The organism is Streptomyces decoyicus, from assembly GCF_019880305.1.
Lineage (GTDB): Bacteria > Actinomycetota > Actinomycetes > Streptomycetales > Streptomycetaceae > Streptomyces > Streptomyces decoyicus.
In genome coordinates this window covers 6575409-6594057 of the sequence record NZ_CP082301.1, presented here as the reverse complement: position 1 = coordinate 6594057, position 18649 = coordinate 6575409, and the positions used below count along the sequence as shown (strand labels likewise).

The window sequence follows — 18649 nt, the reverse complement described above, 5'->3', positions numbered from 1 at the left end:
GCAGCGAACGCGCGGTGCCGAACGAGTGGGCGACACGACAATCCGCGATCACCCATGCCTGCTCGTCCTTCTGGAGGACCCTCCATGTCCGTAGGCCTCGGCCTTCCCATCGGCGATCCCGCCCAGCTGCTGAGCTGGGCCCGGCGCGCCGAAGCCACCCCCTTCACCACCGTCGCCCTGCTCGACCGTCTGGTGTTCGGCAACCCCGAACCGCTGATCACGCTGGCCACCCTGGCCGGCGCCACCTCCCGGATCCGGTTGCAGACCGAGGTGCTGCTCGCCCCGCTGCACCGTACGACGCTGCTCGCCAAGCAGGCCGCCACGCTCGATCTGCTGTCCGGCTCGCGCTTCACCCTCGGCATCGGCATCGGCGGACGCGACGACGACTATCTGGCCGCCGGTGTCGACCTGCGCACCCGCGGCCGGCGGCTCGACCGGCAGCTGGCGGCCATGCGGCGCATCTGGTCCGGGGAGCCGTTCTCCGAAGACATCGGACCGATCGGCCCCGCCCCCGCGCGGCCCGGTGGGCCCGAGGTGCTGTTCGGCGGGTTCGTGCCCGCCGTGATGGAGCGCGTGGCCCGCTGGGGAGACGGCTTTCTCGGCGCCGCCCTCCCGGCCCCCGCCATGGACGGCCTCTTCCGTGAGGTGGAGGCGGCCTGGTCGCGGGCCGGCCGTACGGGCCGGCCGCGGCTGCTGGCCCAGGTCAATGTCGCGCTCGGCCCGGAGCCGACCCTCGACCGTGCCCGCCAGGAACTGCACGCGTACTACCAGCCGAGCAGCTACACCGACCACGTCGTGAAGGGGCTGCTCACCACCGGGGCGCAGATCCGCGAGGCGGTGGCCGCGTTCCGGGCGATCGGCGCGGACGAGGTGATGCTCTACTGCTGGTCCCCGGACCCGGACCAGGTCGAGCGGCTGGCCGATGTGGTGTTCCCGGCGCCGTAGCCGGCACGGCGAAGGGACCGGCAGGGGACCGGCACGGCGCCGTGCCGGCACGGCGACGTCCTCGGGGCACCCCGCCCGTGCGTCGGGCGGGGCGAGCAGGGCGCGCCCCCGTGGCGGGTGACGCAGCGCTGCGGCGCCCGCCACCCGTTCGGCCGCCTGCTGTCGCCCCCGTCCCGGGGCGCGCCTAGCGTGCCGACAGCGGACCGTGCACCCCGGGGACGGGCACCCGGGGCGCGCGGCCACGGGAGGTGAGCGATGAGCCCGACAGGCCCGCCGGAAGCGACGCCCGGGGAGCCCGCGGCCGTGCGCCGGCCCAGGTGGGGCGTGCTGGCGCTGGCCGGCCTCATCGGGATCGGCATGGTGCGCCAGGGACTGTCCGGTGAGGCGGACGGACCGCCGCAGCCGGGGGCGGACACCGCGCTCTTCCCCGGCGACCTCCCGCCCGACGGCCCCGCGCCGCCGCCGCTGCCCCGTTCCGCCCCCTCCCGGGTGGCGATTCCGTCGATCGCGGTATCGGCCCCGCTGATGCCGCTGGGCCTGGACAAGGACGGTCTGATCAAGGCCCCGCCGGCCGGCGCCCCCCGGCTGGCGGGCTGGTACGAGGACGCGCCGACCCCGGGCGAGAACGGCACCGCCGTCATCGTCGGCCACGTCGACAGCCGCAGCGGGCCCGCTGTCTTCTACGGGCTGGGCGCCCTGGAGAAGGGCAGGACGATCCGGGTGACCCGCGAGGACGGGCGGACCGCGGTCTTCGAGGTCTACGGCACCCAGGTCTTCGACAAGCGGAAGTTCCCCGCCCGGAAGGTCTACGGCACCACCGGACGCCCCGAGCTGCGCGTCCTGACCTGCGGCGGCGACTACTCGGCGGACTCCGGCTACGCGGGCAACGTGGTGGTCTTCGCCCGGATGACGGGCATCGGCTAGGGCGGTCCCCACCGCACACTGTGGGCCGGCGTCTCACGATTCGGGACGACGGTCCGCCGCACCGCCCGCTCCCCCGCCCCCAGGGCCGGGCCCGGGCCCCGGATCCCGGTGTGATGTGCTGGCCCCATGAGCCTCTCGGTCACCACGTGGTACCTCGAACAGACCTCGCGCACCGATCTGTCCCCCGCCGCGGGACCGGCGGCCGAGCAGGACGTCCGTATCATCCGGTCCGAGGTGCCGTCGCCCGAATTCAGCCGCTTCCTCTACACGGCGGTCGGCGGGGATGTCACCTGGACCGACCGGCTGACGTGGTCGTACGCCCAGTGGGTGGCACACCTCGGGCGCCCCGGCGTGGAGACCTGGGTGGCGTACGAGCGCGGCACCCCCGCCGGGTTCATCGAGCTGGCGGCGGACGCGGACGGCTCGGTGGAGATCACCTACTTCGGGCTCATCCCGGACTTCCGGGGGCGCCGGATCGGCGGGCATCTGCTCGCGTACGGGATCGAGCGGGCCTGGGACCTGGCCGAGCGGTGGCCGGGACTGGCACGGACCGCGCGGGTGTGGGTGCACACGTGCAGCAAGGACGGCCCGTATGCGATGGCCAACTACCAGCGGCGCGGCTTCCGGCTGTACGACACCACGGTGACCGAGGAGCCCGACGTACCGGCTCCCGGACCCTGGCCCGGCGCGGGGCCCACCACCGCCGTCACGCCCGCCGGAGAGTGACCGCCACCACACCGTCTCGCGATGCGGGACAGAGGTGTCCAAACTCTGGATAACGGTGGACTGGCCGGAGAGCGGCGTGACACGCTTCCGTCATGTCTCGAGCTGGAATTGCCTTGGTGAGTCGGCGGCACGTCGACCTCGGCCGCATGTCCAGCGCCATTTGTCGGGCGGGCTGAGGCTGTATTCCCCAGGGGCCTTCGGCCCCGGGCAGCACCCAGCACCACCGAACCTCACGCCGTCCCCACCGTTGCGGACGCGCTGACCCCCTCGATCCGCAGACCTTGCCGACGCGTGTGCCACGCGCCGCCTTTCGGTATGTCTGCGCAGGTCACCGCGGGTGTCCAGCGCCCCGTCCGCTTTTTTTGAGCCCGCCCAGAAGGACGTACACCCATGGCCGCCTCCTCCGAACTCCCCGCAGCTGCCACGACCCGCCGCAAGGCCGGACGCCACCGCGGCGAGGGCCAGTGGGCCGTTGGCCACCACACACCGCTCAACGGCAACGAGCAGTTCAAGAAGGACGACGACGGTCTCAATGTGCGGACACGCATTGAGACGATCTACTCCAAGGCCGGTTTCGACTCCATCGACCCCAACGACCTGCGCGGGCGGATGCGTTGGTGGGGCCTGTACACCCAGCGCAAGCCCGGCATCGACGGTGGCAAGACCGCGATCCTGGAGCCGGAGGAGCTGGACGACAAGTACTTCATGCTGCGGGTCCGCGTCGACGGCGGGCGGCTGTCCGTGGCCCAGCTGCGTGCGATCGGCGAGGTCTCGGAGCAGTACGCCCGCGGCACCGCGGACATCACCGACCGGCAGAACATCCAGCTGCACTGGATCCGCATCGAGGACGTCCCCGCCATCTGGGAGAAGCTGGAGGCCGTCGGGCTCTCCACGACCGAGGCCTGCGGTGACTGCCCGCGCGTGATCATCGGCTCCCCGGTGGCCGGCATCGCGGCGGACGAGATCGTGGACGGCACCCCCGCCGTCGACGAGATCCACGACCGCTACATCGGCAGCAAGGAATTCTCCAACCTGCCGCGCAAGTTCAAGACCGCGATCTCCGGCTCCCCCGTCCAGGACGTGGTCCACGAGATCAACGATGTGGCCTTCGTCGGCGTCGTCCACCCCGAGCACGGCCCCGGCTTCGACCTCTGGGTCGGCGGCGGCCTGTCCACCAACCCCAAGCTCGCCCAGCGCCTGGGCACCTGGGTGCCGCTGGACGAGGTCGCGGACGTCTGGGCCGGTGTCGTCGGCATCTTCCGCGACTACGGCTACCGCCGGCTGCGCACCCGCGCCCGGCTGAAGTTCCTGATGGCCGACTGGGGCCCGGAGAAGTTCCGCCAGGTGCTGGAGGACGAGTACCTCCAGCGCAAGCTGGCCGACGGCCCCGCGCCCGAGGAGCCGGTCTCCAAGTGGCGCGACCACATCGGTGTGCACCAGCAGCAGGACGGCCGCTTCTACGTCGGCTTCGCCCCGCGCGTCGGCCGGGTCGACGGCACCACCCTCACCAAGATCGCCGAACTGGCCGCCGACCACGGCTCCGACCGGCTGCGCACCACCGTCGAGCAGAAGATGATCATCCTCGATGTGACGCAGGACCAGGTCGACTCGCTCGTCGCCGGGCTGGAGGCGCTGGACTTCCAGGTCAACCCCTCGCCGTTCCGGCGCGGCACGATGGCCTGCACCGGTATCGAGTTCTGCAAGCTCGCCATCGTCGAGACCAAGGGCCGGGGTGCCTCGCTCATCGACGAGCTGGAGCGCCGGATGCCGGACTTCCAGGAGCCGGTCACCATCAACCTCAACGGCTGCCCGAACGCCTGCGCCCGCATCCAGGTCGCGGACATCGGCCTCAAGGGCCAGCTGGTCCTGGACGACGACGGCAACCAGGTCGAGGGCTACCAGGTGCACCTGGGCGGCGCGCTGGGCCTGGAGGCCGGCTTCGGCCGCAAGGTCCGCGGCCTGAAGGTCACCGCCGACGAACTCCCCGACTACGTCGAGCGGGTGCTGCGCAACTTCGAGTCGCAGCGCACGGACGACGAGCGGTTCGCCCAGTGGGCGGCCCGTGCGGAAGAGGGTGCGCTGAAGTGAGCGAGCCTCGGCGCGCGGCGCCGGCCGGCCTGAGGAGCCGCGCAGTGACGAAGGAACGAGCAGTGACGAGGGAAGCCGGCGCATCCGAGCGCGCCGAGGCTGAGCGGGGGACGCCGTGAGCGAACGTGCCGCGCCGTTCTACTGCCCGTACTGCGGGGACGAGGACCTACAGCCTTCCGAGGAAGGCCATGGCGCCTGGGAATGCCGGTCCTGCAGCCGGGCGTTCCGGCTGAAGTTCCTGGGCCTGCTGGCCCAGGGGCTGACCGGCAAGACCCCTGCCGCACCCGACGGAGGCGAGTCGTGACCACCACTACCACCGCAGCCGACCTTCAGCAGCTCGCCGAGCAGGCGGGCCGCGACCTGGAGGACGCACCCGCCCTGGAGATCCTCAAGTGGGCCGCCGAGACCTTCGGCCCGCGCTTCTGCGTCACCTCCTCGATGGAGGACGCGGTCGTCGCGCATCTGGCGTCGCGGGCCTTCCCCGGCGTGGACGTGGTCTTCCTGGACACCGGCTACCACTTCCCGGAGACCCTCGGGACGCGGGACGCCGTGGCCGAGGTGATGGACGTCAACGTCATCACCCTGACGCCGCGTCAGACGGTGGCCGAGCAGGACGCCGAGCACGGCCCGAAGCTGCACGACCGCAACCCGGACCTGTGCTGCGCACTGCGCAAGGTCAAGCCGCTCGAAGAGGGCCTGACCGCCTACGACGCCTGGGCGACGGGGCTGCGCCGGGACGAGTCGCCCACCCGGGCGAACACCCCGGTCGTCGGCTGGGACCCCAAGCGCCAGAAGGTGAAGGTCTCGCCGATCGCCCGCTGGACGCAGGCCGACGTGGATGCGTACGTGGCCGAGCACGGGGTGCTCACCAACCCGCTGCTGACGGACGGCTATGCCTCCGTCGGCTGCGCGCCCTGCACCCGCCGGGTGCTGGAGGGCGAGGACGTCAGGGCCGGCCGCTGGGCCGGCAGCAACAAGACCGAGTGCGGGCTGCACGGATGACCGAGCATCAGGAGATATCCATGACGGGCGCCACGATCTGGCTGACCGGTCTGCCGAGCGCGGGCAAGACGACCCTTGCGCACGAGCTGGCCGGCCGGCTGCGCGGCGACGGCCATCGCGTCGAGGTGCTCGACGGCGACGAGATCCGCGAGTTCCTCTCCGCGGGCCTCGGTTTCACCCGCGAGGACCGGCACACCAACGTCCAGCGCATCGGCTTCGTGGCCGAGCTGCTGGCGAGCAACGGCGTCAAGGCGCTGGTGCCGGTGATCGCGCCGTATGCGGACAGCCGGGAGGCCGTCCGCAAGCGCCACCAGACCGAGGGCACCCCCTACCTGGAGGTGCATGTGGCCACGCCCGTCGAGGTGTGCTCCGAGCGGGATGTGAAGGGGCTGTACGCCAAGCAGGCGGCCGGTGAGATCTCCGGTCTGACCGGCGTGGACGATCCGTACGAGGCGCCCGAGTCGCCCGATCTGCGCATCGAGTCGCACACCCAGACCGTGCAGGAGTCCGCGGCGGCGCTGCACACGCTGCTCACCGAAAGGGGACTGGCATGACCACCATCGCTGCCGTGACCGACGACATCGACAACCCGTACGCCCTCTCGCACCTGGACGCCCTGGAGTCCGAGGCGGTGCACATCTTCCGTGAGGTGGCGGGTGAGTTCGAGCGGCCGGTGATCCTGTTCTCCGGTGGCAAGGACTCCATCGTCATGCTGCACCTCGCGCTGAAGGCGTTCGCGCCGGCCGCGGTGCCGTTCTCGCTGCTGCACGTCGACACCGGGCACAACTTCCCCGAGGTCCTCGACTACCGCGACCGCGCCGTGGAGCGGCACGGCCTGCGGCTGCACGTCGCCTCCGTACAGGACTTCATCGACCGCGGTGAGCTGCGCGAGCGCCCCGACGGCACCCGTAACCCGCTCCAGACCGTCCCGCTGCTGGACGCCATCGAGAAGGGCCGCTTCGACGCGGTCTTCGGCGGCGGCCGCCGGGACGAGGAGAAGGCGCGCGCCAAGGAGCGGGTCTTCTCGCTGCGCGACGAGTTCGGCGGCTGGGACCCGCGCCGGCAGCGTCCCGAGCTGTGGCAGCTCTACAACGGCAAGCACTCGCCCGGTGAGCATGTCCGGGTCTTCCCGCTGTCCAACTGGACCGAGCTGGACGTGTGGCAGTACATCGCCCGCGAGAAGATCGAACTGCCCGCCATCTACTACGCCCACGAGCGCGAGGTCTTCGCCCGCAACGGCATGTGGCTGGCGCCCGGCGAGTGGGGCGGCCCCAAGGACGGCGAGAGCCTGGAGAGGCGGCAGGTGCGCTACCGCACCGTCGGCGACATGTCCTGCACCGGCGCCGTCGACTCCGACGCCGACACGATCGAGGCCGTCATCACGGAGATCGCCGCATCCCGGCTCACCGAGCGGGGCGCGACGAGGGCCGACGACAAGATGTCCGAGGCCGCCATGGAGGACCGCAAGCGCGAGGGGTACTTCTAACCATGAGCACCAGCAATGCTGTTGAGGACATCGTCGACGCGGGTGCCACCTCGCTGCTGCGGTTCGCCACTGCCGGGTCCGTCGACGACGGCAAGTCGACGCTGGTGGGGCGGCTGCTGCACGACTCCAAGTCGGTGCTCACCGACCAGCTCGAGGCCGTCGAGCGGGCCTCGCTGGGCCGCGGTCAGGAAGCGCCGGACCTGGCGCTGCTGACCGACGGGCTGCGCGCCGAGCGCGAGCAGGGCATCACCATCGATGTCGCCTACCGCTACTTCGCCACCCCGCGGCGCCGCTTCATCCTGGCGGACACCCCCGGGCATGTGCAGTACACCCGCAACATGGTCACCGGCGCCTCCACCGCCGAGCTGGCCGTGGTGCTGGTCGACGCCCGCAACGGGGTGGTCGAGCAGACCCGCCGGCACGCCGCGGTCGCCGCCCTGCTGCGCGTCCCGCATGTCGTGCTGGCCGTCAACAAGATGGACCTGGTCGACTACGCCGAGCCCGTCTTCGCCGCCATCGCCGAGGAGTTCACGACGTACGCGGCCTCGCTGGGCGTCCCGGAGATCACCGCGATCCCGATCTCGGCGCTGGCCGGCGACAACGTCGTGGCGCCGTCGGCGAACATGGACTGGTACGGCGGCCCGACCGTGCTGGAGCACCTGGAGACCGTGCCCGTCGTCGCCGACCCCTCGGACGACCCCGGCCGTTTCCCGGTCCAGTACGTGATCCGTCCGCAGACCGCCGAACACCCCGACTACCGCGGCTACGCGGGCCAGATCGCCTCCGGTGTGCTGCGCGTCGGCGACCCCGTCACCGTCCTGCCCTCGGGCCGGACGAGCACGATCGAGGCGATCGACGCGCTCGGCCAGGCCGTGGATGTCGCCTGGGCACCGCAGTCGGTGACCGTCCGGCTCACCGACGACCTGGACATCTCGCGCGGTGACCTGATCGCCCCGACGGCCACCGCGCCGGGCGTCTCGCAGGACATCGAGGCGACCATCTGCCATGTGGCGGACCGTCCGCTGACCGTCGGGCAGCGGGTGCTGCTCAAGCACACCACCCGTACGGTCAAGGCGATCGTCAAGGACATCCCGTCCCGGCTGACGCTGGACGACCTCTCCCAGCACCCGGCGCCCGGTGAGCTGGCCGCCAACGACATCGGACGGATCGTCGTCCGCACGGCGGAGCCGCTGGCCCTGGACGCCTACGCCGACTCCCGCCGCACCGGCTCGTTCCTGCTGATCGACCCGGCGGACGGCACGACGCTGACCGCGGGCATGGCGGGTACCGCCTTTGCGGAAGCGGCCGCGGAGGCCGCTCCGGCCGCGAGCGCGGACGACGAGGGATGGGACTTCTGAGCATGCTCAAGGACGTTTTCTCGACCTTCGCGAAGGAGGGCGGCCGCATCGGCAGCGGCGCCCTGGGCAGCGGGCAGGGCGGAGTCGGCCGATGTGTGCGCTGACGATGCACCACTCCGTATCCCCCACACCTCCCTTCCGAAGATCCATCGATCTGCCGGGCGCGCCATAGAAGGCGCGTACTGACCCGGCCCTCCGAGAGGACCACCTCCCGTGTCTGCCGTTCGTCACCGCCTGCTCGCGGCCGCCGTCACCGTCCCGCTCCTGACCGGGGCGCTGGGCGCCTGCGGCTACGGCTCCGAGGCCAAGAAGGACACAGCGGCCGGTGTCGCCCCCAAGGGCGCGAAGACCGACGGGCTCGATCACGTCACGATCGGGTTCTTCGGCAACACCACCCACGCCACCCCCCTGGTCGGCCTCCAGAACGGTGCGTTCCAGAAGGAACTGGGCGGCACCGAAGTGAAGTCCGCCCCCTTCAACGCGGGCCCCGCCGAGATCGAGGCGCTCAACTCGGGCGCCATCGACATCGGCTGGATCGGCCCGTCCCCCGCGATCAACGGTTACGCCAAGTCGCACGGCAAGAGCCTGAAGATCATCGGCGGTTCGGCCTCCGGCGGTGTCTCGCTGGTGGTCAACCCCAAGAAGATCAAGAGCCTGAACGATCTCAAGGGCAAGACGATCGCGACCCCGCAGCTGGGCAACACCCAGGACGTCGCGCTGCTGAACTACCTGTCCGAGAAGGGCCTCAAGGTCGACGCCACCACCGGCAAGGGTGATGTCACCGTCCAGCGCACCGACAACAAGGTGACGCCGACGGCCTTCCAGCAGGGCGACATCGACGGCGCCTGGGTGCCCGAGCCCACCGCTTCCAAGCTCGTCGCCGAGGGCGGCAAGACGCTCCTGGACGAGAAGAAGCTGTGGAAGGACGGGAAGTTCGTCATCACGAACATGATCGTCTCGCAGAAGTTCCTCAAGGAGCACCCGAAGGCCGTCGAGGCGGTGCTGCGTGCGTCGGTGAAGACCAACGCCTGGATCCGGTCGCACCCGGCCGAGGCGAAGAAGGCCCTCAACGACAAGCTCTCCTCCCCGGACATCGCCGGCAAGGCACTGCCGGACAACGTCATCGACCCGGCCGTCAAGAACGTCGACGTCACCGATGACCCGCTGGCCGCCACCCTCCAGCAGGAGGCCGACCACGCCGTCAAGGCGGGCCTGCTCAAGAAGCCCGACCTCAAGGGCATCTACGACCTCACCCTGCTGAACAAGGTGCTCAAGTCCCAGGGCAAGCCGCCGGTCGACGACGCCGGACTCGGCAGCAAGTAACCCGCCCGCAGCACCGCACTCCCCCAGGAGGTGACACCGATGACGACCACCACGCTCACCAAGCAGCAGCCCGCCACGGCGGACACGGGCACCACCGTGCCGTACGCGGCTCGCATCGACCATGTCTCGAAGTCGTTCGGCCGCACCGGCGCACAGCAGCATGTCCTGGACGACATCAGCATCGACGTGGCGCCCGGCGAATTCGTCTGCCTCCTGGGGGCCTCGGGCTGCGGAAAGTCCACTCTCCTCAACCTCGTGGCCGGTCTCGACGCGCCGTCCGCCGGCGCCATCGAGACGCCGGGCGGCCGGCCGGCCCTGATGTTCCAGGAACATGCGCTGTTCCCATGGCTGACCGCGGGCCGCAACATCGAACTGGCGCTGCGGCTGCGCGGGGTGCCGCGTGCCGAGCGCCGCGACGAGGCCGAGCGGCTGCTGGAGCTCGTCCGGCTCCAGGGCGCCTACGGCAAGCGGGTGCACGAGCTGTCGGGCGGTATGCGCCAGCGCGTGGCGATGGCCCGTGCGCTCGCCCAGGACAGTCAACTGCTGCTGATGGACGAGCCGTTCGCCGCGCTCGACGCGATCACCCGCGATGTGCTGCACGACGAGCTGACCCGCATCTGGCGCGAGACCAACCTGTCGGTCCTCTTCGTCACCCACAACGTCCGTGAGGCCGTGCGGCTCGCCGAGCGGGTGGTGCTGCTGTCCTCCCGCCCCGGCAAGATCGCCCGCGAGTGGCGGGTGGACATCCCGCAGCCGCGCCGCATCGAGGACTCCGCGGTCGCCGACCTTTCCATCGAGATCACCGAACAGCTCCGTGGGGAGATCCGCCGCCATGGCCAGCACTGAGACCAAGGACCCGTCCGCCGCCGCAGCGAAGGGCAAGGACACCACGGCGGGCACCGACGCCCCCGGAGCCGGTGACATCGCCGGCCTGGAGGCCGGGCTCGACGCCCTCGAATCCCGGGTCGTCGACCGGCAGCCGTGGCTGCGTACCGTCGTCTCGAAGGCGTTCCCTCCCCTCGTCGCCATCGTCATCGTGCTCGGGCTGTGGCAGCTGGCCTACCACTTCGAGCTGAAGCCGCACTACCTGCTGCCGAGCCCCGTCGACGTCGGCCGCTCGCTTCAGGAGAAGTGGCTCGAAGGCACCCTGCTGAGCTTCGTGTGGACCAGCGTCTCCCGCGGCGCCCTCGGTTTCGTGGCGTCGGTGGCCATCGGTACGGTCCTCGGACTGATCGTCGCCCAGGTCAAGGCCGTACGGGCCGCGATCGGGCCGATCCTGAGCGGTCTCCAGTCCCTGCCCTCGGTGGCCTGGGTCCCGGCCGCGATCATCTGGTTCGGGCTGAGCGACGCCACGATCTACGCGGTGGTGCTGCTCGGCGCGGTCCCGTCCATCGCCAACGGGCTGGTGGCCGGTGTCGACCAGATCTCCCCGCTCTACCTGCGGGCGGGCCGCACCATCGGCGCCACGGGGCTCGCGGGTGTCCGGCATGTGCTGCTCCCGGCCGCGCTGCCGGGCTATATCGCCGGGCTCAAGCAGGGCTGGGCGTTCTCCTGGCGTTCCCTGATGGCCGCCGAGCTCATCGTCAACGCGCCCGATCTGGGCACCGGTCTGGGCCAGCTGCTGGAGCAGGGCCGTGAGCTCCAGGACATGTCCTGGGTACTCGCCGCGATTCTTCTCATCCTCATCGTCGGTATCGGCATCGAGCTGCTGATCTTCGCCCCGGTCGAACGCCGGGTGCTGCGCAGCCGTGGCCTCCTCGTGAAGAGCTGAACCATGGACGCACGCCCCACGCTTCTCGTCATCGCCCACGGCAGCCGCGATCCGCGGCACGCGGCGACCGTCTCCGCGCTCTGCGCGCGGGTCCGGTCGCTGCGGCCCGGGCTGCGCGTCGAGGTCGGCTATCTCGACTTCAACGCGCCCCGGGTGCCGCGGGTGCTGGAGCGCCTGTCGGCAGAAGGAGTCCGGGAGGTGGTGGCGCTGCCGCTGCTGCTGACGCGTGCCTTCCATGCGAAGTCCGACATCCCGGCGGCCTTGCGGGAGGCGACGGCGCGGCTGCCCCTGCTGACCGTCCGCCAGGCCGATGTGCTGGGCCCTTCGTCACTGCTGACCGACGCGCTGGAGCGCCGGCTGGCCCAGGCCGGGCTGCGGCCCGGCGACCGTCGCTCGACCGGGGTCGTCCTGGCCTCGGCGGGCTCCTCGGACCCGGAGGCGATCGCAGTGATCGCTGAAATCGCGCGGGAGTGGCGGCACACCGCTGGCTGGTGTGCCGTGCGACCTGCGTTCGCCTCCGCATCTCTGCCCCGTACGGCCGACGCGGTGCGGGAACTGCATGCCGAGGGCGTCGGCCGGGTGGCCGTCGCCCCGTACGTCATCGCCCCCGGTTTCCTCCCGGACCGGATCGCCGCCGGGGCCCGCGAGGCCCGCGCCGATGTCCTCGCCCCCGTACTGGGCGCCGCGCCCGAGCTGGCCCGCCTGCTGCTGCGGCGCTACGACCGGGCGGTCCCGGGCCGTGCCCGTGGGGACCTGGCGGCGCTGATCGCCTGAGGGGTCCCCACGGTGCGCGGGATCAGGGCGTCGTGGTGTGCAGCCAGGCCGTCGTCCACGGCGGCAGCTCGTCGCCGGTGACCGGTGCGGAGGACAGCAGCACGTCGCCGGCCGGCAGCGGCCGGGGCTCGTCCGACAGGTTCGCCACACACTCCCAGCCGCCCGAGCGGCGGAAGTGCAGTACGTCCGGGCCGGCGGTCGGTGTCTCGTCGGCCCATTCCAGCGCCTCGTCGGCCAGCAGCCGGCGGCGGGTGGCCAGCGCCGTGCGGTACAGCTCCAGGGGTGACGACGCCACACCCTGCTGCGCCTCGACGGACAACTCGCCCCAGCCCGCCGGCTGCGGCAGCCAGGAACCCCCGCTGCCGAAGCCGTACGAGCTGCCCTCGCGCCGCCACGGCAGCGGCACCCGGCAGCCGTCCCGGCCCTTCAGCCGGCCTCCGCTCCGGGTCCACACCGGGTCCTGGAGGCTGTCCCGGGAGAGGCCGGCGACCTCGGGAAGCCCCAGTTCCTCGCCCTGGTAGACATAGCCGGAGCCCGGCAGCGCCAGCATCAGCAGGGTCGCGGCCAGCGCCCGGCGCAGCCCGAACTCCCGGTCCAGGACGGGCTCCTGGCCGTCGGAGAGCAGCCAGGCCTCCTCGTCGCGGCCGTCCGGCAGGCCGTACCGGGAGGCGTGCCGGATCACATCGTGGTTGGAGAGGACCCAGGTCGCGGTCGCCCCGGCCGCCCGCGCGTCGGCGAGTGCGGTGTCGATCGAGGCGCGCAGTTCCCCGGCGCGCAGCGGGGCCTTGAGGAAGTCGAAGTTGAAGGCCTGGCCGAGCTCCTGCGGGGTGGCGTACGCGGTACGGCGGGAGCTGCGCACCCAGGCCTCGGCGACGGCGACCCGCGGCGGGTCGTACTCGTTGAAGACCTTGCGCCAGTCGCGGAAGATGTCGTGCACCTCGTCGCGGTCCCAGAAGGGGTGGCTGCCGTCCTCGGGCAGGTCGCCCGGTGTGTAGCCCTCGACGGTGCCGATGTCACGGAGTGGCGCGGCCAGGTCCTTGGCCAGGCCGTGGGCCACATCGACCCGGAAGCCGTCCACGCCGCGGTCGGACCAGAAGCGCAGGGTGTGCCGGAAGTCCGCGCGGACCTCGGGGTTGTCCCAGTTGAAGTCGGGCTGCTCGGGGGCGAAGAGGTGGAGGTACCACCAGCCGTCGGGCAGCCGGGTCCAGGCGGGTCCGCCGAAGCAGGAGACCCAGTCGGTGGGCGGCAGCTCGCCCAGCTCGCCCTTGCCCTCACGGAAGACATAGCGCTCCCGCGCGGCGGATCCGGGCTCGGCGCGCAACGCCTCCTGGAACCAGAGGTGCTGGTCGGAGGAGTGGTTGGGCACGATGTCCACCATCACCTTGAGGCCCAGGCGGTGTGCCTCGGCCACCATGGCGTCGAAGTCGTCGAGGGTGCCGAGACGCGGGTCGACATTGCGGTAGTCGTCGACGTCATAGCCGCCGTCGGCCAGCTGTGAGGGGTAGAAGGGGCTCAGCCAGACGGCGTCCACGCCCAGGTCGGCGAGGTAGGGCAGCCGGGAGGTCACACCGGGGAGGTCACCGATGCCGTCGCCGTCGGCGTCGGCGAAGCTGCGCGGATACACCTGGTAGACGACGGCCTGCCGCCACCAGTCGGTGGTGTTGCGGTCGGAGCCGAGGTGCTGTGCGGTCACGTGGAGGCCTTTCGATGCGAGAGCGGTCGCGTGGGGGCACCTCCCAGCGGTAGCCGGGGGAGGAATACGGCGCGGTGCGGCGCCGGGTGCGGTCGGGTGCGGCGGGGTGAGGAGGCCCCGGGGGCGCCGGTCTCATCCCTTCACCGCCCCTGAGGTCATGCCCGAGACGATCGAGCGGCGGAAAATCATGACCAGGACGCCGATGGGTACGGTGGCCGCCACGGCCCCCGCGAACAGCGTCCCGTAGGGGACCGTGTACTGGCTGGTGAACAGGGCGATGCCGACCGGAACGGTGCGGTGGCCGTCCTCGCTGTTGAAGGTCAGCGCCAGCAGGAACTCCGACCAGGTCGCGGTGAAGGTGAAGATCCCCGCGGTGAACAGTCCCGGCCGGGCCAGGGGGGCGATGACGGTCAGGACCGTACGCAGCGGTCCCGCGCCGTCGACGGTCGCCGCCTCCTCCAGCTCACGGGGGACACCGACCAGGTAGTTGCGCATGATCCAGATGGCGAACGGCAGGTTCAGCGCGACATAGGGCACGATCAGGCCCGCGTAGCTGTTGAGCAGCCCCAGTTGCCGCTCCAGCAGGAAGAGCGGAACGACCAGCGCGATCGGCGGGAAGACGGACAGCATCAGCAGCGCGGTCATGATGGCGCCGCGGCCCCGCAGCGGGGTGCGGGCGAGTGCGTAGCCCGCGAAGAAGGACAGTCCCAGCACGGCGACCGTGGAAACCGACGCCACCAGCACGCTGTTGAGCAGATAGCGGCCGATGCCGTTGCGGACGAAGGCCTCCGCGTAGTTGCCGAGCGTCGCCGCCTTCGGCACCAGGGTCGGCGGTGCGGCACTGATCTCGCCAGGGCCCTTGAAGGACGACACGATCATCCAGTACAGCGGCAGTGCCGACAGCACGACGATCGCCAGACCGCCGAGGTTGACGGCGTTGACGTACCGGCGGATGCCGGACGCCGGTGCACGGCGGTTCATGCCCGCCCTCCTTCGTCGGCCTGCGTCTTGAAGACCCGCAGGAAGAGCAGACAGCAACTGATCACGATGACGGCGGTGGTGGTGGCCACCGCCGCGCCGCGGCCGATGGCGAGGTTCTGGAAGAGCGTTTTGTATCCGAGGATCGCCAGGGACTCGGTGGCGGTGCCCGGACCGCCCTGGGTCAGGACGAAGGGCAGGTCGAAGATGCCGAAGGCCTGAAGGATGCGGAACAGGACGGCGATGGCCATGATCGGGCGCAGTTGCGGCAGCGTGACCTTCCAGAACGTCGTCCAGGTGCCGGCGCCGTCGATCTCTGCCGCCTCGTAGACGTCGCCGGGAATCAGCATCAGCCCGGCGAGGACGACAATCGCGACAAAGGGTGTGGTCTTCCAGACATCGACCACCACCATGGCACCCATGGCGGAGGCGGGTTGCCCGAGGATGTCCGGCTGGTGGCCGAGGATCTGCTGGAAGAGCCAGGTCAGCCCGCCGTAGGTGCCGTTGTAGAGATAGCCCCACAGCTGGGCGGCGACGACATTGATCAGGGCCCAGGGCAGCAGCAGGACCGCCAGGACCCAGCCGCGGGCGGCCCCCAGCCGTTCCAGCACGAGGGCGGCCGCGGTGCCCAGAACCAGCTCCAGCAGCACGGTGACGGCGGTGAACCCGAAGGTGAAGAAGAGCGCCTGGCGCCATTCCGGGCTACTCAGCACGGCGGCGTAATGGTCGCCCGTCAGGGACAGGATGCGGAATCCGCCGTACTCCAGGCGGACATCGGCGAAGCTGAGCAGCAGCGAGAAGAGCACCGGGAAGACCGTCACGGCGGTGATGGTCAGCAGTGCCGGGGAGGCGAAGAACCAGCCGGTACGCGCCCGGCGGCGTCTGCTGACCCGGGCCGGGCCGCCGCCGCGCGGTGCCGGCGCCGTCCGCGGGCCGGCCTGCTCCGGGGCCGGGCGCCGCGACACGGGTGTTGCGGAGGATGTCATGGCATTCACAGCGCCTTGCCTTCCAGGGCGGTCCGGATATCGGCGCGGGCGGCACGCAGAGCCTGGACGGGTGTGGCCCGGCCGCCGATCACCGCGTTGGCCCGGGTGTAGAGCGCCTTGCTGACCTGGGGGTAGTAGGGGGTCTGCACCGGCCGGGCGACCAGGTGCAGTTCGCGTACCCCGGTGAGCGTCGGATCGCCGACCGCGCGGGCCTCCGGCCGGGTCAGTACGTCTTCGAGCGCCGGAATCACCCCGGCGTTCTTCAGCAGGATCATCTGCGCCTCCTCACCGGCACAGAACCGAGCAAAAGCGACAGCTGCCCCGAGGTGGGAGGAGTTGGGGTTGACGAAATTGCTCCAGCCGCCGGCGCAGCTCACCCCGCGCGGGCCGCCGCCGTCGAAGCCGGGGCGGGGCGCGACGCCGACCCGGCCCGCCACCTTGGAGACCGCGCGGTCGGCCGCATTGCCCCAGGCGTAGGACCAGTTGCGCAGAAAGACACCGCGGCCGCCGGTGAAGGCGTCCTGCGAGTCCGCCTCCACATAGGTGGCGACCGTGGAGGGCGTGACACCGGTCTCGGTGAACTCCCGCATCATCGCGAAGGCCCGTTCCGCACCCGGCCCGTTCAGCGCCACCCGGCCCTCGCCGTCCAGTACAGGGGCTTCCGCGTCGGCCAGGAACTCGGCGACATTGCAGGTCAGCGACTCCGAAACGGAGCCCTGCCAGAGGAATCCGTACGGGGCGTCGCCGGCCCGCTGGATGGTGCGGGCGGTACGCAGCAGCTCCTCCCAGGTGCGGGGCACCGGCCGCCCGTGCTTGGCCAGCAGGTCCTTGCGGTAGTAGAGGAAGGCGCTGTCGGTGAAGAAGGGCAGCGCGTACACGGCACCGCGGTACTCACTCACCCGCCGCAGGGCCGCCGGGTAGCCCGTCCAGAAGTCCTCGGGCAGCAGCTTCTGCAACGGCAGTGCAAGGGAGTTGGCCCCGAACTGGGCCGGCCAGGTGGTGTCCCCGAGATAGACGTCAGGGGTGGGTGAGGCGCCCGCGAGCTGAGTGGTGACCGCGGCGCGATTGCTGTCGGTGGTACTGAGGGCGTTCGATTTTCGGACATGGATGTGCGGATGGCGGCGCTCGAAGGCGCGGATGATCAGATCCGCCACCACGGGGCCGTTCCGGGAGGGGATTTCGGACACCCACCAGGTGAGCGTGGCCGGGGTACGCGGGACCTGGGCGGCTTGGGTCAACAGGGTGTCCAAGGGCTTGCCCGCGCAACCGCTGGTGAGCCCGGCTCCGGCGGCGAGGCCGCTCGCGAGCAGGGTTCTGCGGCTCAAGGCCATGAGTGCTCCTCACGTCTTGGCTGCCATCGATGACAGCGCTTGCAGGCTAGAAGTGGCCTTGTCACCAGGTCAACGCCTCGTGAACAACAGATTTCCGGAGGGGATCTCCTGGCAACGCTGTCATCGCCCGTTTGTGCTAGCGTCCCCGCATGTCCTCAGCGCAGAGCGAGGCCACGATGGCCGATGTGGCCCATCGGGCGGGGGTTTCGGTGTCCACGGTCTCGCGCACCCTGCGCGGGCTGTCGACGGTCTCGGACACGACCCGTGCCCGGGTGGAAGCGGCAGCCCGCGAGCTCTCGTTCGCGATCACCCGCAGCGCCTCCAGCCTGGCCACCGGCCGCACCGGAAGAGTCGCCGTCCTGATGCCGGACCTGGCGTCGTGGTTTCTGAGCTCGGCACTGTCCGGAATGGCACCCGCGCTGCGCGAGGCGGGCCTCGATCTGCTGGTCTACAGCGTGACCGATGTGCACGAACGCGCCGATTTCTTCGACCGGTTGCCCGCCCGCCGTAACGCCGACGCCCTCCTCGTGGTGAGCTTCTCGCTCTCCCCCGCCGAACGCGCCCGCCTGGACGACCTGAGCATGCCCCTCGTCTTCGTCAGCCAGCACGCGCCCGGACGCCCCAGCGTCTACGTGGACGACGAGGACGCCGCCCTGCGCGGCACCCGCCATCTGATCAACCTCGGGCACCGGCGGATAGCCTTTCTCCAGACGTCCGACACCACCGGCTTCGCCTGGAGCAGCAAGAACCGGCTCACCGGGCATCTGCGGGCCCTCACCGAAGCGGGGCTGGAACACGACGACTCGCTCGTGATGAGCGTGCCCGGCTGGAAGGGCACCGGTATGGCCGCCGCGGTGGGGCGGCTGCTGAGCCTCCAGGAACCACCGACCGCGCTGTTCACCGAGACCGACGACATGGCGTTCCGGCTGCTGGCGGCCCTGCGGGAGGCCAACGTTCCGGTACCGGGGCGGGTTTCGGTCATGGGCTTCGACGACCACGTCATGGCCGGCGTCATGGGCCTGACGACACTGGCCCAGCCCGCCGTGGAGATCGGGCGTGCCGCCGTCCGCCTCGCCCGGTCGGTGATCGATGACTCCGACGGCGCGCAGGAGCGGCACATCGTGCTGCCGACCGAGCTCGTGCCGCGCGGCAGCACGGCGCCGCCGCCCGCGGGAGCCGGAGGCCGGACCCGGTGCCGGACCAAGAAGCTGACCTAACTGACCTTGCTGACCACCGCTGACTCTTCAACAGCATCCCTCCCTCG

Annotated in this window: 19 protein-coding genes; 15 read left to right on the top strand and 4 right to left on the bottom strand. The window is 71.1% G+C overall.

What is annotated here, in order from left to right; all coding sequences use genetic code 11:
• Positions 1–84: 84 nt before the first annotated feature.
• From K7C20_RS28850 to K7C20_RS28790, 14 genes are all read left to right on the top strand, one after another.
• Positions 85–945: an LLM class flavin-dependent oxidoreductase gene (locus K7C20_RS28850; protein WP_030075996.1), complete on the top strand. Its 861-nt coding sequence runs from the start codon at positions 85–87 to the stop codon at positions 943–945.
• 255 nt (positions 946–1200) lie between these two features.
• Positions 1201–1869 carry a class F sortase gene (locus K7C20_RS28845; protein WP_048828723.1) on the top strand — a complete coding sequence of 223 codons (669 nt, stop codon included), beginning with the start codon at positions 1201–1203 and terminating at the stop codon, positions 1867–1869.
• Between the two features lie 126 nt (positions 1870–1995).
• Complete coding sequence (locus K7C20_RS28840) at positions 1996–2595, top strand: GNAT family N-acetyltransferase (protein ID WP_030075992.1); 600 nt, start codon at positions 1996–1998, stop codon at positions 2593–2595.
• Positions 2596–2687: 92 nt separating this feature from the next.
• Positions 2688–2771, top strand: a complete 84-nt coding sequence (locus K7C20_RS39510; RefSeq protein ID WP_350257049.1) for a putative leader peptide — start codon at positions 2688–2690, stop codon at positions 2769–2771.
• A 214-nt stretch (positions 2772–2985) separates the two neighbouring features.
• Positions 2986–4683, top strand: coding sequence for a nitrite/sulfite reductase (locus K7C20_RS28835; RefSeq protein WP_030075990.1), 1698 nt, complete (start codon positions 2986–2988; stop codon positions 4681–4683).
• 115 nt (positions 4684–4798) lie between these two features.
• On the top strand, positions 4799–4987 hold the full coding sequence (locus K7C20_RS28830; protein ID WP_030075988.1) for a hypothetical protein: 189 nt from the start codon (positions 4799–4801) through the stop codon (positions 4985–4987).
• Positions 4984–5685: a phosphoadenylyl-sulfate reductase gene (locus K7C20_RS28825; RefSeq protein ID WP_030075986.1), complete on the top strand. Its 702-nt coding sequence runs from the start codon at positions 4984–4986 to the stop codon at positions 5683–5685. Before K7C20_RS28830 ends, K7C20_RS28825 begins: the two co-directional genes overlap by 4 nt.
• A gap of 20 nt (positions 5686–5705) precedes the next feature.
• Positions 5706–6239 (top strand): adenylyl-sulfate kinase, encoded by a 534-nt coding sequence (gene cysC, locus K7C20_RS28820; protein ID WP_037840139.1) that lies wholly within the window; start codon positions 5706–5708, stop codon positions 6237–6239.
• The gene (gene cysD / locus K7C20_RS28815; RefSeq protein ID WP_030075982.1) at positions 6236–7171 is read left to right on the top strand and encodes a sulfate adenylyltransferase subunit CysD; all 936 of its coding nucleotides are present in this window, start codon (positions 6236–6238) and stop codon (positions 7169–7171) included. The genes cysC and cysD overlap by 4 nt, the downstream gene beginning before the upstream one ends.
• 2 nt (positions 7172–7173) lie before the next feature.
• Positions 7174–8529 carry a sulfate adenylyltransferase subunit 1 gene (locus tag K7C20_RS28810; protein WP_053210338.1) on the top strand — a complete coding sequence of 452 codons (1356 nt, stop codon included), beginning with the start codon at positions 7174–7176 and terminating at the stop codon, positions 8527–8529.
• Between the two features lie 213 nt (positions 8530–8742).
• Positions 8743–9852: an aliphatic sulfonate ABC transporter substrate-binding protein gene (locus K7C20_RS28805; RefSeq protein ID WP_053210339.1), complete on the top strand. Its 1110-nt coding sequence runs from the start codon at positions 8743–8745 to the stop codon at positions 9850–9852.
• A 39-nt stretch (positions 9853–9891) separates the two neighbouring features.
• The gene (locus K7C20_RS28800; RefSeq protein WP_209444030.1) at positions 9892–10698 is read left to right on the top strand and encodes an ABC transporter ATP-binding protein; all 807 of its coding nucleotides are present in this window, start codon (positions 9892–9894) and stop codon (positions 10696–10698) included.
• Entirely contained in the window at positions 10685–11623 is a 939-nt protein-coding gene (locus K7C20_RS28795; RefSeq protein WP_030075976.1) for an ABC transporter permease, read from the top strand. Before K7C20_RS28800 ends, K7C20_RS28795 begins: the two co-directional genes overlap by 14 nt.
• Positions 11624–11626: 3 nt before the next feature.
• Positions 11627–12397 carry a sirohydrochlorin chelatase gene (locus tag K7C20_RS28790; protein ID WP_030075974.1) on the top strand — a complete coding sequence of 257 codons (771 nt, stop codon included), beginning with the start codon at positions 11627–11629 and terminating at the stop codon, positions 12395–12397.
• Positions 12398–12419: 22 nt separating this feature from the next.
• Here the strand turns inward: K7C20_RS28790 and K7C20_RS28785 are convergent, their stop codons facing one another.
• The 4 genes from K7C20_RS28785 to K7C20_RS28770 form a co-directional block, all read right to left on the bottom strand.
• On the bottom strand, positions 12420–14090 hold the full coding sequence (locus tag K7C20_RS28785) for a glycoside hydrolase family 13 protein (RefSeq protein WP_053210341.1): 1671 nt from the start codon (positions 14088–14090) through the stop codon (positions 12420–12422).
• A gap of 132 nt (positions 14091–14222) precedes the next feature.
• A complete protein-coding gene (locus tag K7C20_RS28780; protein WP_030075970.1) occupies positions 14223–15071 on the bottom strand; it encodes a carbohydrate ABC transporter permease in 849 nt (282 codons plus the stop codon).
• Positions 15068–16054 carry a carbohydrate ABC transporter permease gene (locus K7C20_RS28775; RefSeq protein WP_245171828.1) on the bottom strand — a complete coding sequence of 329 codons (987 nt, stop codon included), beginning with the start codon at positions 16052–16054 and terminating at the stop codon, positions 15068–15070. Before K7C20_RS28775 ends, K7C20_RS28780 begins: the two co-directional genes overlap by 4 nt.
• A gap of 5 nt (positions 16055–16059) precedes the next feature.
• A complete protein-coding gene (locus K7C20_RS28770) occupies positions 16060–17385 on the bottom strand; it encodes an ABC transporter substrate-binding protein (RefSeq protein WP_030075968.1) in 1326 nt (441 codons plus the stop codon).
• 149 nt (positions 17386–17534) lie between these two features.
• Here K7C20_RS28770 and K7C20_RS28765 point away from each other — a divergent pair, with 149 nt between their 5' ends.
• Complete coding sequence (locus tag K7C20_RS28765) at positions 17535–18602, top strand: LacI family DNA-binding transcriptional regulator (protein WP_245171832.1); 1068 nt, start codon at positions 17535–17537, stop codon at positions 18600–18602.
• Positions 18603–18649: the final 47 nt, after the last annotated feature.